This is a genomic window from Streptomyces sp. NPDC046759 (genome assembly GCF_040645475.1).
Taxonomy (GTDB): Bacteria; Actinomycetota; Actinomycetes; order Streptomycetales; family Streptomycetaceae; genus Streptomyces.
Genome location: NZ_JBEYYJ010000004.1, coordinates 122,016 through 133,750 on the forward strand (window position 1 = coordinate 122,016; position 11,735 = coordinate 133,750).

The 11,735-nt window shown below is 70.4% G+C and carries 10 protein-coding genes and 1 pseudogene; 9 read left to right on the forward strand and 2 right to left on the reverse strand.

Annotation, left to right across the window (positions count from 1 at the left end):
- Positions 1–291 precede the first annotated feature (291 nt).
- The 8 genes and pseudogenes from ABZ919_RS07165 to ABZ919_RS07200 all read left to right on the forward strand — a co-directional run bounded on the left by ABZ919_RS07165 (position 292) and on the right by ABZ919_RS07200 (position 8,380).
- Positions 292–1,350 carry a BMP family ABC transporter substrate-binding protein gene (locus tag ABZ919_RS07165; RefSeq protein ID WP_361243683.1) on the forward strand — a complete coding sequence of 353 codons (1,059 nt, stop codon included), beginning with the start codon at positions 292–294 and terminating at the stop codon, positions 1,348–1,350.
- Between the two features lie 235 nt (positions 1,351–1,585).
- Entirely contained in the window at positions 1,586–3,112 is a 1,527-nt protein-coding gene (locus tag ABZ919_RS07170; protein ID WP_361244085.1) for an ABC transporter ATP-binding protein, read from the forward strand.
- Positions 3,109–4,236, forward strand: coding sequence for an ABC transporter permease (locus tag ABZ919_RS07175; protein ID WP_361243685.1), 1,128 nt, complete (start codon positions 3,109–3,111; stop codon positions 4,234–4,236). The genes ABZ919_RS07170 and ABZ919_RS07175 overlap by 4 nt, the downstream gene beginning before the upstream one ends.
- Complete coding sequence (locus ABZ919_RS07180; protein ID WP_361243687.1) at positions 4,236–5,522, forward strand: ABC transporter permease; 1,287 nt, start codon at positions 4,236–4,238, stop codon at positions 5,520–5,522. The genes ABZ919_RS07175 and ABZ919_RS07180 overlap by 1 nt, the downstream gene beginning before the upstream one ends.
- The gene (locus ABZ919_RS07185; RefSeq protein ID WP_361243689.1) at positions 5,519–5,923 is read left to right on the forward strand and encodes a cytidine deaminase; all 405 of its coding nucleotides are present in this window, start codon (positions 5,519–5,521) and stop codon (positions 5,921–5,923) included. The genes ABZ919_RS07180 and ABZ919_RS07185 overlap by 4 nt, the downstream gene beginning before the upstream one ends.
- Positions 5,924–5,996: 73 nt before the next feature.
- Positions 5,997–7,280, forward strand: coding sequence for a thymidine phosphorylase (locus ABZ919_RS07190; protein ID WP_361243691.1), 1,284 nt, complete (start codon positions 5,997–5,999; stop codon positions 7,278–7,280).
- A 95-nt stretch (positions 7,281–7,375) separates the two neighbouring features.
- A pseudogene (locus ABZ919_RS07195) lies at positions 7,376–7,959 on the forward strand (Uma2 family endonuclease).
- A 34-nt stretch (positions 7,960–7,993) separates the two neighbouring features.
- The gene (locus ABZ919_RS07200; RefSeq protein ID WP_361243693.1) at positions 7,994–8,380 is read left to right on the forward strand and encodes an STAS domain-containing protein; all 387 of its coding nucleotides are present in this window, start codon (positions 7,994–7,996) and stop codon (positions 8,378–8,380) included.
- Here ABZ919_RS07200 and ABZ919_RS07205 read toward each other — a convergent pair.
- Together ABZ919_RS07205 and ABZ919_RS07210 are read right to left on the reverse strand one after the other, a co-directional pair.
- Positions 8,264–9,277, reverse strand: a complete 1,014-nt coding sequence (locus tag ABZ919_RS07205; protein ID WP_361243694.1) for a sigma-70 family RNA polymerase sigma factor — start codon at positions 9,275–9,277, stop codon at positions 8,264–8,266. The genes ABZ919_RS07200 and ABZ919_RS07205 overlap by 117 nt on opposite strands.
- A 145-nt stretch (positions 9,278–9,422) precedes the next feature.
- A complete protein-coding gene (locus tag ABZ919_RS07210) occupies positions 9,423–10,706 on the reverse strand; it encodes an MFS transporter (RefSeq protein WP_361243696.1) in 1,284 nt (427 codons plus the stop codon).
- Between the two features lie 63 nt (positions 10,707–10,769).
- On the opposite strand from ABZ919_RS07210, the gene ABZ919_RS07215 reads away from it, so the two are divergent.
- Positions 10,770–11,732: a LysR family transcriptional regulator gene (locus ABZ919_RS07215; protein ID WP_361243698.1), complete on the forward strand. Its 963-nt coding sequence runs from the start codon at positions 10,770–10,772 to the stop codon at positions 11,730–11,732.
- Positions 11,733–11,735 lie beyond the last annotated feature (3 nt).

Consider the following 11,735-nt stretch of genomic DNA (forward strand, 5'->3'; position numbering starts at 1 on the left):
GAGCGCGCGGCCCCCGCTGGTGAGGACCTGGGGGCCTTCCCCTGGCCGGCGCAACACGCCCGTAAGCCATTCGTTCACGGAGTGCGACAACGCCCTGAGACGGGGTGAGATCCCGAGTTCAGGCAGTGTTTGCCTCGAATCGATAACGGCTTCGAGAGGGGGTTTTTTGCGACATCTACGCGCGTTACGATGCCGCGAAGCCAACGCCGTCGGGGCGTTCCGGCTCGAGCACTGGCATGGTGCTCACATCAAGCGCCGACACGGCGCTCAGGTCAGGTGAAGGAGCCTCCCGTGCGCCGGGTAGCCAAGCTTTCCGCTGCGGCAGTCGCGACCGCAGCACTCGCCATGACTGCCACCGCGTGTGGCAGCACGTCCTCCGACAACAACGCCTCGCCCTCGTCCTCGGGCGGTGCCAAGGGCGGCATCAAGATCGGTCTGGCCTACGACGTCGGCGGCCGTGGTGACCGTTCCTTCAACGACTCCGCCGCGCGCGGCGCCGACAAGGCCGAGAAGGAGTTCGGCGGTTCCATCAAGGAGCTGACCGCCAAGACCTCCGACACCGAGGCCGACCGCGAGCAGCGCCTGTCGGACCTGGCGCAGGCGGGGTACAACCCGATCGTGGCGGTCGGTTTCTCCTACGCCTCGGCCGTCGACAAGATCGCGAAGCAGTACCCCAAGACCAGCTTCGGCATCGTCGACTCGGTCGTGAACGCGAAGAACGCCGACAGCATCACCTTCACCGAGGAGCAGGGCTCCTACCTCGCCGGTGTCGCCGCGGCGCTGAAGAGCAAGGCGCACCACATCGGCTTCATCGGCGGCGTCGACGTCCCGCTGATCAAGAAGTTCGAGGCGGGTTACGTCCAGGGCGCCAAGGCCACCGACCCGAAGATCAAGGTCGACACCCAGTACCTGAGCCACGGCTCGGACTTCTCCGGCTTCGCCAGCCCCGACAAGGGCAAGGCGGCCGCGCAGGGCATGCTGGACAACGGCGCCGACGTGATCTACTCGGCGGCCGGCTCCTCCGGCAACGGTGCCATCGAGGCCATCAGCGGCAAGAAGGGCACCTGGGCCATCGGCGTGGACTCGGACCAGTACAACATCCCGGGTCTGGCCAAGTACAAGAACTCGATCCTGACCTCCATGGTCAAGAACGTCGACGTCGGTGTCTACGACTTCATCAAGTCCGTGCACGACGGCAAGCCGCTGACCGGCCTCAACGCCTACTCCCTCGCCAAGAACGGTGTCTCGCTGGCCACCAGCGGTGGCTTCATCGACGACATCCAGCCCAAGCTGGACGCGGCGAAGAAGAAGATCGTCGACGGCCAGATCAAGGTCAAGACGACCCCGTGACCCGACCGGTACGGCCGGACCGTCGAACCGACGGTCCGGCCGTACCGCGGGACTTGAGGCTCGGCGCTGGGGCGCCTCCGGTCGCCCCCGCCGAGCCATAACAATGTGTCAACTCTACGCGTGTAGCGCGGAGTTGCCGCGCTAGCGTCGCCGACGCCCGCCACCTCCCCCATGCAGCCCCTTCCCCCGAGGAGAGTGCGCCATCAACGCGTCCAGCCCTCCCGCTGCCGTCGAACTGCGCGGCATCACCAAGCGTTTCCCCGGCGTCGTCGCCAACCGCGACATCGACATCACGGTCCGCGCAGGCACCGTCCACGCCCTGTGCGGTGAGAACGGCGCCGGCAAGTCCACCCTGATGAAGATCCTCTACGGCATGCAGCAGCCGGACGAGGGCACCATCACGGTCAACGGCGAGCAGGTCACCTTCCACAATCCCGGCGACGCCATCGCCCGCGGCATCGGCATGGTGCACCAGCACTTCATGCTCGCCGACAACCTCACCGTGCTGGAGAACGTCGTCCTCGGCGCGGAGAAGCTGTACGGCATCGGCAACAAGGCCCGTACCAAGATCAAGGAGATCTCCGACGCGTACGGCCTGAACGTCCGCCCGGACGTGCTCGTGGAGGAGCTGGGCGTCGCCGACCGCCAGCGCGTGGAGATCCTCAAGGTCCTCTACCGCGGCGCCAAGACCCTCATCCTGGACGAGCCGACGGCCGTGCTCGTGCCGCAGGAGGTCGACGCGCTCTTCGACAACCTGCGTGAGCTGAAGTCCGAGGGCCTCACCGTCATCTTCATCTCCCACAAGCTGGGCGAGGTGCTGTCGGTCGCCGACGAGATCACCGTCATCCGGCGCGGCACCACCGTCGGCACCGTCTCGCCGAAGGGCACCACGCCCAAGCAGCTCGCCGAGCTGATGGTCGGCGCCGAACTGCCCACCCCGCAGACCGCGGAGTCCACCGTCACGGACGTCCCGATGCTGAAGGTGGAGGGGCTGCACCTCGCGCAGACCGACCTGGAGGGCATCGAGCGGATCATCCTGGACCAGATCTCGCTCACCATCCACAAGGGCGAGGTCCTCGGCATCGCCGGTGTGGAGGGCAACGGCCAGTCCGAGCTGGTCGAGGCGATCATGGGCATGCGCCACCCCGACGCCGGTGTCGTCACCCTCGACGGCACCGACATCTCCCGCACCCACACCCGCGACCGCCGCGAGGCCGGTATCGGCTACATCCCCGAGGACCGCCACCGCCACGGTCTCCTGCTGGAAGCCCCGCTGTGGGAGAACCGCATCCTCGGCCACGTCACCGAGAAGCCCAACTCCCGCGGCCAGCTGCTCGACATCAAGGCCGCCCGCACCGACACCGAGCGGATCGTGCAGGCGTACGACGTCCGCACCCCCGGCATCGACGTGACCGCGGCCTCGCTGTCCGGCGGCAACCAGCAGAAACTGATCGTCGGCCGGGAGATGAGCCACAACCCGAAGCTGCTCATCGCCGCCCACCCCACCCGCGGTGTGGACGTCGGCGCGCAGGCCGCGATCTGGGACTACATCCGTGAGGCCCGCCGCGAGGGCCTGGCCGTGCTGCTGATCTCCGCGGACCTGGACGAGCTGATCGGGCTCTCCGACACCCTGCGGGTGATGTACCGCGGCCGCCTGGTCGCCGACGCCGACCCCGCCACCATCACCCCCGAAGAGCTGGGCTCCGCCATGACGGGTGCGGCCACCGGCCACCTGGAGCACACAGAGGACGACGAGCGATGAACAAGCTGACCTCACGGATCGACAAGGAGCGGCTGCTCCTCGGCATCGCCGCGCCGGTACTGGCGATCGTCGCCGCGCTCCTCGTCACCACCCTGGTGATCCTCGCGACCGGCAAGAACCCCGGCGACGCGTTCAGCGACATGGTGACCTACGGCTTCGCCAGCGACAGCCAGGTCTACATCCTGAACAAGGCGACGACGTACTACCTGGCCGGTGTCTCGGTGGCCATCGGCTTCCGGATGAACCTGTTCAACATCGGTGTCGACGGCCAGTACCGGCTCGCCGCGTTCTTCGCCGCCGTCCTCGGCGGCGCGCTGACCGTGCCCGGCTGGATCGCCATCCCGCTGATCCTGATCTGCGCAATGGCGACCGGTGCCCTGTGGGCGGCCATCGCGGGCATCCTCAAGGTGACCCGGGGCGTCAGCGAGGTCATCTCGACCATCATGCTGAACTCGATCGCCACCGCGATCATCGCCTACCTGCTGCAGCCGGGGAAGCTGGCCCAGCTCGAACAGGGCGGCACCGTCGTCTCCACCAAGCCGCTGCCGTCGTCCTCGTACTTCTTCAGCATCAACACCGGCCCGGCCGGTGAGCTGTGGGGCTTCATCTTCATCGCCGTGGCCGTCGGTGTCGCGTACTGGTTCGTGCTCGGCCGCACCCGCTTCGGCTTCGACCTGCGCACCGTCGGCCAGTCCGAGAGCGCGGCCTCCGCGAGCGGTGTGTCGGTGAAGAAGATGATCGCCACCAGCATGATCATCTCGGGTGCGGTGGCCGGTCTGATCGGCATGCCGACCCTGCTCAACGACTCCTACGCCTACAGCAACGACTTCCCGGTCGGCATCGGCTTCACCGGTATCGCCATCGCGCTGCTCGGCCGCAACCACCCGATCGGCATCGCGCTCGGCGCCCTGCTCTGGGGCTTCCTCGAGCGCACCACCAACCACCTGGAGTTCCAGGGCTACGACAAGGAGATCCTCGGCGTCATCCAGGGCGTCATCGTCCTGTGCGTCGTGATCGCCTACGAGGTCGTACGCCGCTACGGCCTCAAGCGCCAGCAGCAGAAGGTCGGCGCCGAACTCGCCGCGCAGGCCGCCGCCCCGACGAAGAAGCAGGAGGTGGCGTGATGACTGCCACGATGACCGACGCGCCGCCGCCCGCGGCGCCCAAGGCGGCGGGCGCGCCGCAGCGCTCGGGCCGCTCGTTCGGCCAGATCCTCATGCTCGTGGCGGGTGCCCTGCTGCTTCTGGCCGCGGTCCGCGTGATCACCGGCTCCAACCAGCTCGACTCCGCCGGGCAGGTCAGCGCCGCGCTCGGCCTCGCCGTACCCATCGGCCTCGCCGGTCTCGCCGGTCTGTGGTCCGAGCGCTCCGGCGTGGTCAACATCGGCCTCGAGGGCATGATGATCCTCGGCACCTTCGGCGCCGGCTGGGTCGGCTGGCAGTCCAACCCCTGGCTGGGCCTGCTGTGCGGCATCGGCTTCGGCGTCCTCGGCGGCCTGCTGCACGCCGTCGCCACCGTCACCTTCGGCGTGGACCACATCGTCTCCGGTGTCGCGATCAACCTGCTCGCGCTCGGCGCCACCCAGTACCTCGCCAAACTGTTCTTCGCGGGCGGCAGCGCGGCCAACGCCGGCGGCAACCCGAAGCAGTCCCCGCCGGTGGACCCGCTGCCGCAGGTCACCGTGCCAGGCCTCTCCAGCGGTCTGCACTCGATCGAGACCCACCACTGGTTCCTGATCTCCGACCTCGCCGGCATCATCGGCGGTCTGATCACCGACCTGTCCGTGATCACGATCCTGGCCGCGGTGCTGTTCGTCGGCAGCTGGTGGCTGCTGTGGCGCACTCCGTTCGGTCTGCGGTTGCGTTCCTGCGGCGAGAACCCGACGGCCGCCGAGTCGCTCGGCGTCAACGTCTACACGTACAAGTACGCGGCCGTGGCCGTCTCCGGCGGCCTCGCCGGCCTCGGCGGCGCCTTCCTCGCGCTGGTCACCTCGCACACCTACCTCGAGGGCCAGACCGGCGGCCGCGGCTACATCGGCCTGGCGGCGATGATCTTCGGCAACTGGCGTCCGGGCGGCCTCGCGATGGGCGCGGGCCTGTTCGGCTACTCCGACGCGCTCCAGCTGCGCAACGGCGGTCCGACCGTCCACGCGCTGCTGCTCCTGCTGGTCATCCTGCTCGTCGCCCTCGCAGGCTGGAAGCTGTACCGCACCTCGATGTGGCAGGGCGCGATCAGCCTCGTCGTGGCCGCGCTGGTGCTGGCCTGGTACCTGCTCACCGACGAGGTCCCGAGCGACTTCGTGGGCGCCACCCCGTACGTCGTCACCCTGCTCGTGCTGTCGCTGTCCGCGCAGCGCCTGCGGATGCCGAAGGCGGACGGCATGCGCTACCGGAAGGGTCAGGGCAAGTGACGCAGGAAGCGGCCGGGTTCGACTGGGAGGCGCTGCGGGGGGTGGCGCGCGAGGCGATGACCCACGCGTACGCCCCCTACTCCGGCTACCCGGTCGGCGTGGCGGCCCTGGTCGACGACGGCCGCACGGTCACCGGCTGCAACGTGGAGAACGCCTCCTACGGCCTCGGCCTGTGCGCCGAGTGCGGTCTGGTCTCGGACCTGCAGCGCACGGGCGGCGGCCGCCTCACCCACTTCACCTGCGTGGACGGCACCGGCGCCCTGCTGGTGCCCTGCGGCCGTTGCCGCCAGCTCCTCTACGAGTTCGGCGGCCCGGACCTCCTCCTGGACACCCCCGCGGGCGTCCTGGCGCTCTCCGAGATGCTGCCCCAGGCCTTCGGCCCGGACCATCTCACCAAGTAACGCCGTACGGCCCCCCTGCCCCGCTCGCAGGGGGGCCGCGCACTTCGCACCTCCCGGAAGGAAGCCATCAGCCATGGCCATGGACGCCATCTCCGTGATCCGCACCAAGCGGGACCGCGGCGAGCTGACCGACGAGCAGATCGACTGGGTCATCGACGCCTACACCCGCGGCGAGGTCGCCGACGAGCAGATGTCCGCGCTCGCCATGGCGATCCTGCTCAACGGCATGAACCGCCGCGAGATCGCCCGCTGGACCGCGGCCATGATCGCCTCCGGCGAGCGCATGGACTTCTCCGCCCTGTCCCGCCCCACCGCCGACAAGCACTCCACCGGCGGCGTCGGCGACAAGATCACGCTGCCCCTGGCACCGCTGGTCGCGGCCTGCGGCGCGGCGGTCCCGCAGCTCTCCGGCCGGGGCCTCGGCCACACGGGCGGCACCCTGGACAAGCTGGAGTCGATCCCGGGCTGGCGCGCCCTGCTCTCCAACGAGGAGATGCTGCACGTCCTCGACACCACCGGCGCGGTGATCTGCGCGGCGGGCGACGGCCTCGCTCCCGCGGACAAGAAGCTCTACGCCCTGCGCGACGTGACCGGCACGGTCGAGGCGATCCCCCTGATCGCCTCCTCGATCATGTCGAAGAAGATCGCCGAGGGCACGGGCAGCCTGGTCCTGGACGTGAAGGTGGGCACGGGCGCCTTCATGAAGACGATCGAGGACGCCCGCGAACTGGCGAGCACGATGGTGGGCCTCGGCACCGACCACGGCGTGAAGACGGTGGCCCTCCTGACGGACATGTCGACCCCGCTCGGCCTGACGGCGGGCAACGCGCTGGAGGTCCGCGAGTCGGTGGAGGTCCTGGCCGGCGGCGGCCCCGCGGACGTGGTCGAGCTGACGATCGCCCTGGCCCGCGAGATGCTCGACGCGGCCGGCATCAAGGACGCCGACCCGGCGAAGGCCCTGGCCGACGGCTCGGCGATGGACGTCTGGCGCCGGATGATCGCGGCGCAGGGCGGCGACCCGGACGCCGTGCTGCCCACCTCGAAGGAGCAGCACGTGATCAAGGCCCCGTCCTCTGGCGTCCTGACCCGCCTCGACGCGTACGGCATCGGCGTCGCCGCCTGGCGCCTGGGCGCGGGGCGTGCGCGCAAGGAGGACCCGGTGCAGGCGGGCGCGGGCGTCGAGATGCACGCCAAGCCGGGCGACACCGTGACCGAGGGCCAGCCCCTCCTCACCCTGCACACGGACACCCCGGAGCGCTTCGAGTACGCACTGCAGGCAGTCGACGGCTCCTACGACATCGCGACGCCGGGGACCGACTTCACGCCGTCGCCGGTGGTGCTGGAACGTATCGCCTGACCAGGTGTTTTCCCTTTCGGGTGAACGGGATCGGTGGACCTCCACCGGTCCCGTTCGGCATGCTGGGATCGGTGACGCACCGATAGGAGACCGCCGTGAGCGCACTCACCGTCAGCCAGGACCCCGACCAGAACTGGGACGATCTCGTCCGGTACTGGGAGGAGATGGAATGGCCCGAGGGCAGCAAGGTGGAGATCATCGAGGGGATCATCACCGTGTCACCTGCTCCCGCGTTCCGCCACAACGTCATCGCGGCCCGCATCCAGCGTCGCCTCTACTCCGTGATCCCCGAGGACTGGGAAATCTTCCAGACCCTGGCGATCGCCGTGCCGCACGTCTCGGCATGCTCATCCCGGACCTGCTGGTGACGCCGGTGCAGGAACGCCCGGAAGCGGACTCCCACATCCCCGCCGCCCTCGCTGAACTCGTCGTCGAGGTGACCTCCAAGTCCAACGCCCGCCACGACCGCGTCAGCAACCCCGCCGCCTACGCCACCGCCGGGATCCCGCTCTACCTCCTCATCGACCGCTGGGCCCCCGGAGGGCCCACCGCGACGCTGTACGGGGAGCCGAAGGGCGATGTCTACCGAGTCCTCAGCGCGGTGAAGTTCGGCGATCCCATCAAGCTCCCGGCGCCCTTCGACGTCACGATCGACACAGGCGAGTTCCCCGTCGACTGACACCCGGTCTCCCCGGCACCGCCTCCGCGCCCCGATGATTTCCGCATGCCCCGCCGGTCTACCGGTCGTGGATGCCGAGAACCCCGCCGTGCTCGTGCTGCGCGGCCCCGTCACCCGGGACGAGGTGGCGGGGCTGTGCGATGACGTACGGACGCTGCTGGAAGCGACCGGGGCCGGGGCCGTCGTCTGCGATCTGGGCGGGCTCGGGCCACCGGGGCTGGCCGTCGTGGACCTGCTGGCCCGGCTGGAGCTGGCCGCCCGCCGGGCAGGCGGGCGGATCCGGCTGCGCGCCCCCGACCCCGCGCTACCGGCCCTTCTCGATCTCGTCGGGCTCCGCTTCCAGATGGAGGGGGAGGCCGAAGAGCGGGAACCAGCGCTTGGTGTCGAGGAAGCAGTGGAAACCGGTGATCCGGCCGTCTGACAGCTCCAGCACCTGGACCGCCCAGGGGCTGAATCCGCCGTCCTCCGGGTCCGGCTTGTAGTGGGCGAAGCCCGGCAGGCCGTTGACCTGCACCGGGCGCAGCCGGGAGCCGGCGCAGGAGGCGCCGAGGGTGGTCATGAAACCGGTGATGTCGGCCGGGCCGCGCAGCCACAGGTCGAACGGCGGCATCGTCATGACGGCGTCCTCGTGGAGCAACGCGGTCAGCGCCGTCATGTCGTACCCCTCGAACGCCTTGACATAGCGCTCCAGGAGTTTTTGCTGCTCCTCGTCGAGAGGATCGGACACCGCGCCCTCGGGGGCCGCGTCCGCGCGCTCGGCGAGCGTGGCCCGCGCCCGCTGCAGCGCGCTGTTGACCGAGGCGACCGTGGTGTCCAGGAGCTCGGCGACCTCGCTCGCCCTCCAGGCCAGCACCTCGCGCAGGATCAGCACCGCCCGCTGCTTGGGCGGCAGCTGCTGGAGGGCCGCCATGAAGGCGAGCCGGACCGACTCCTTCGCGACGGCGGCCTCCGCCGGGTCGTCGACCGTCGGCAGCACCCGCGCGTCCGGCACCGGCTCCAGCCAGGTGTGGTCCGGGCGGGGCGACAGCGCCGCCCGCGCGAGCGGCGTCGACTCCGTCAGGTCCATCGGGCGTGCCCGCTTGTTGCCCGCCGTCAGCATGTCCAGGCACACGTTCGTCGCGATCCGGTACAGCCACGAACGCAGCGAGGAGCGGCCCTCGAACTTGTCGTAGCTCCGCCAGGCCCGCACCAGGGTGTCCTGCACCGCGTCCTCGGCCTCGAAGGAGGAGCCGAGCATCCGGTAGCAGTACCCGGTCAGCTCGGTCCGGTGCTTCTCCAGTGCGACGTCGAGGTCCGCCGTCGCCGTGCCATCGCCCATCGTCCACCCACCCCTGTGGCCGTGTCTCCGGCGCTTCTTCGCGCCACTTGGGAAGCTACCGCAGGGCACTGACAATGGCGCCCGGTGTTCGGAAACGTGCAGGTGAAGGATGGTATGCCGCACAACTTGGCTGGTGCTGTCCGGTTCAGTGAGCCGTGGCCACGACCGAGCGCCGGGCCGCCACGGAACCGAGAACGGTGATCGTCACCACGCCCGCCACCGCCAGCAGGCCCACGCCCACCGTGCCGGCCCAGCCCTCCGCGTGGAAGGCCGTCGCGCCGACCGTGCTGCCGACGCTGGAGCCGATGTAGTACATGGACTGGTACAGCGCCGAGGCCTGGGCGCGGCCGTGGAGGGCCGTCTTGCTGACCGCCGAGGAGGCGACGGCATGGCCCGCGAAGAAGCCCGCCGTGATCAGCACCAGGCCCAGCAGGACCAGCGGCAGCGCGGGTGCCAGTGAGAGCAGCAGGCCCCCCGCCGTCGTACCGCCCGCCAGGTACAGCGCGCCCCGGCGGCCGAGGCGGCCCACCAGCCGGCCCGCCACCGACGCGGAGACCGTACCCACCAGGTAGACCAGGAAGATCGAGCCCGCGATTCCCTGCGGCAGTCCGAACGGTGCCTCCGTCAGCCGGTAGCCGATCACCGTGTAGACACCGCCGAACACCGTCATGAACAGCGCGCCGATCGCGTACAGGCGGCGCAGCAGCGGGTTCGCGAGGTGGGCACGGACCGTGCCGAGCAGGACCCGGGGCCGCAGCGAGCCCGCCGTGAAGTGCCTCGGCGCCGGCAGCAGCAGCCGGAAGGCGACGGCGCACCCGACGGCGATCACACCGATCGCACCGACCGCGACCCGCCAGCCCCACTCCTGGGCCACCCAGCCGGTGATCACGCGGCCGCTCATGCCGCCGACGCTGTTGCCCGCGACGAACAGCCCGATCGCCGTGACCAGCGCCTTCGGCCGGACCTCCTCGGCCAGATAGGCCTGCGCCGAGGCCGGCAGACCGGCCAGCGCCGCGCCCTGCACCGCTCGCAGCACCACCAGTGCGCCGATCGACGGCGCGAACGGCACCAGCAGCCCCACGGTCACCGCGACGGCCAGCGAGGCCGTCATCACCGTACGGCGGCCGAAGCGCTCCGACAGGGCGCTCATCGGCAGGACGAACAGGGCCAGCCCACCGGTCGCGGCCGCCACGGTCCAGCTCGCCTCGCTCGCCGGGACCCCGAACTCGCCGGAGATCAGCGGCAGCAGAGCCTGCGTGGAGTACAGGAGGGCGAAGGTCGCGACTCCGGCGAGGAAGAGGGCGAGGCTCATCCGGCGGTAGCCGGGGCCGCCCGGGCTCATCCGGGAGTCGCAGGCCGTGGAGTCGACGGACGGGGCGGGCATGGCGGCGTCCACGGTGCCGGACGCCCCGGTACTGGCGGGAGACATGCCTCGACCGTATGGACGGGCCGTCTCATGCGTCCAATGCATGGAATCGTCATAATCGTTCCCATGGCGCATCAACACAGCTCCCGGGCCCGCCTGTCACCGGGCAGTGACACAGAAGACATGTCTGAGATGTCGAGGGTGCTCGCTCCGCGCCTCGCGTACTTCGCCGGAGTGGCCCGCACCGAGCACGTCACCCGGGCCGCCCACGAGCTGAACGTCCCCCAGTCCACCCTCTCCCGTGCGATGGCCCGGCTGGAGCAGGACCTGGGGGTCGACCTGTTCGCCCGGCACGGCCGCACGGTCTCCCTGACCCCCGCCGGCCGCACCTTCCTCACCTCCGTCGAACGCGCCCTCGCCGAGATCGAGCGGGCCGCCGAGGAGGTGCGCGCCGACGCCGACCCGGCCACCGGCAAGGTCGCCTTCGGCTTCCTGCACACCATGGGGGCGGAGACCGTACCCGGCCTGCTGCACGCCTTCCGCGCCGACCACCCGCGTGTCCGCTTCAGCCTGGTCCAGAACTACGGCGAGGCCATGCTCGAGCGGCTGCGGGCGGGGGAGCTGGACCTCTGTCTGACCTCGCCGGTCCCTGACGCCCCGGACCTGGTGGCCCGCCGGCTCGACGAGCAGAAGCTCCGCCTCGTCGTCCCCGCCGAGCACCGCCTCGCCGCCCGTCGCCGCATCCGCCTCGCCGAGGCGGCCGAGGAGACCTTCGTGACCCTGGAGCCCGGCTACGGGCTCCGCCGCATCTTCGACGCCCTGTGCCGCGAGGCCGGCTTCCGCCCGAGGGTCGCCTTCGAGGGGGAGGAGGCCGAGACGCTGCGGGGTCTGGTGGCGGCCGGACTGGGGGTGGCTCTGCTGCCTCCACCGACCGTTCCGCGGCCCGGTGTCGTGGAACTGACGGTGACGGCCCCAAGAGCGGTACGGGAGATCGGTGTGGCCTGGCTGGCGGAGCGCCCCGACACCCCACCGGTGGCGGCCTTCAAGCGGTTCCTGCTCTCGAGAAGGGGCAACCTGCTGCCGGGCTGAGGG

Bases quoted from the DNA above. Each gene is read 5' to 3' on its own strand.
- ABZ919_RS07175 (WP_361243685.1), top strand. From the start codon at position 3,109: ATGAACAAGCTGACCTCACGGATCGACAAGGAGCGGCTGCTCCTCGGC.
- ABZ919_RS07180 (WP_361243687.1), top strand. From the start codon at position 4,236: ATGACTGCCACGATGACCGACGCGCCGCCGCCCGCGGCGCCCAAGGCG.
- ABZ919_RS07190 (WP_361243691.1), top strand. From the start codon at position 5,997: ATGGCCATGGACGCCATCTCCGTGATCCGCACCAAGCGGGACCGCGGC.
- ABZ919_RS07200 (WP_361243693.1), top strand. From the start codon at position 7,994: ATGATTTCCGCATGCCCCGCCGGTCTACCGGTCGTGGATGCCGAGAAC.
- ABZ919_RS07205 (WP_361243694.1), bottom strand. From the start codon at position 9,277: ATGGGCGATGGCACGGCGACGGCGGACCTCGACGTCGCACTGGAGAAG.
- ABZ919_RS07210 (WP_361243696.1), bottom strand. From the start codon at position 10,706: ATGTCTCCCGCCAGTACCGGGGCGTCCGGCACCGTGGACGCCGCCATG.
- ABZ919_RS07215 (WP_361243698.1), top strand. From the start codon at position 10,770: ATGGCGCATCAACACAGCTCCCGGGCCCGCCTGTCACCGGGCAGTGAC.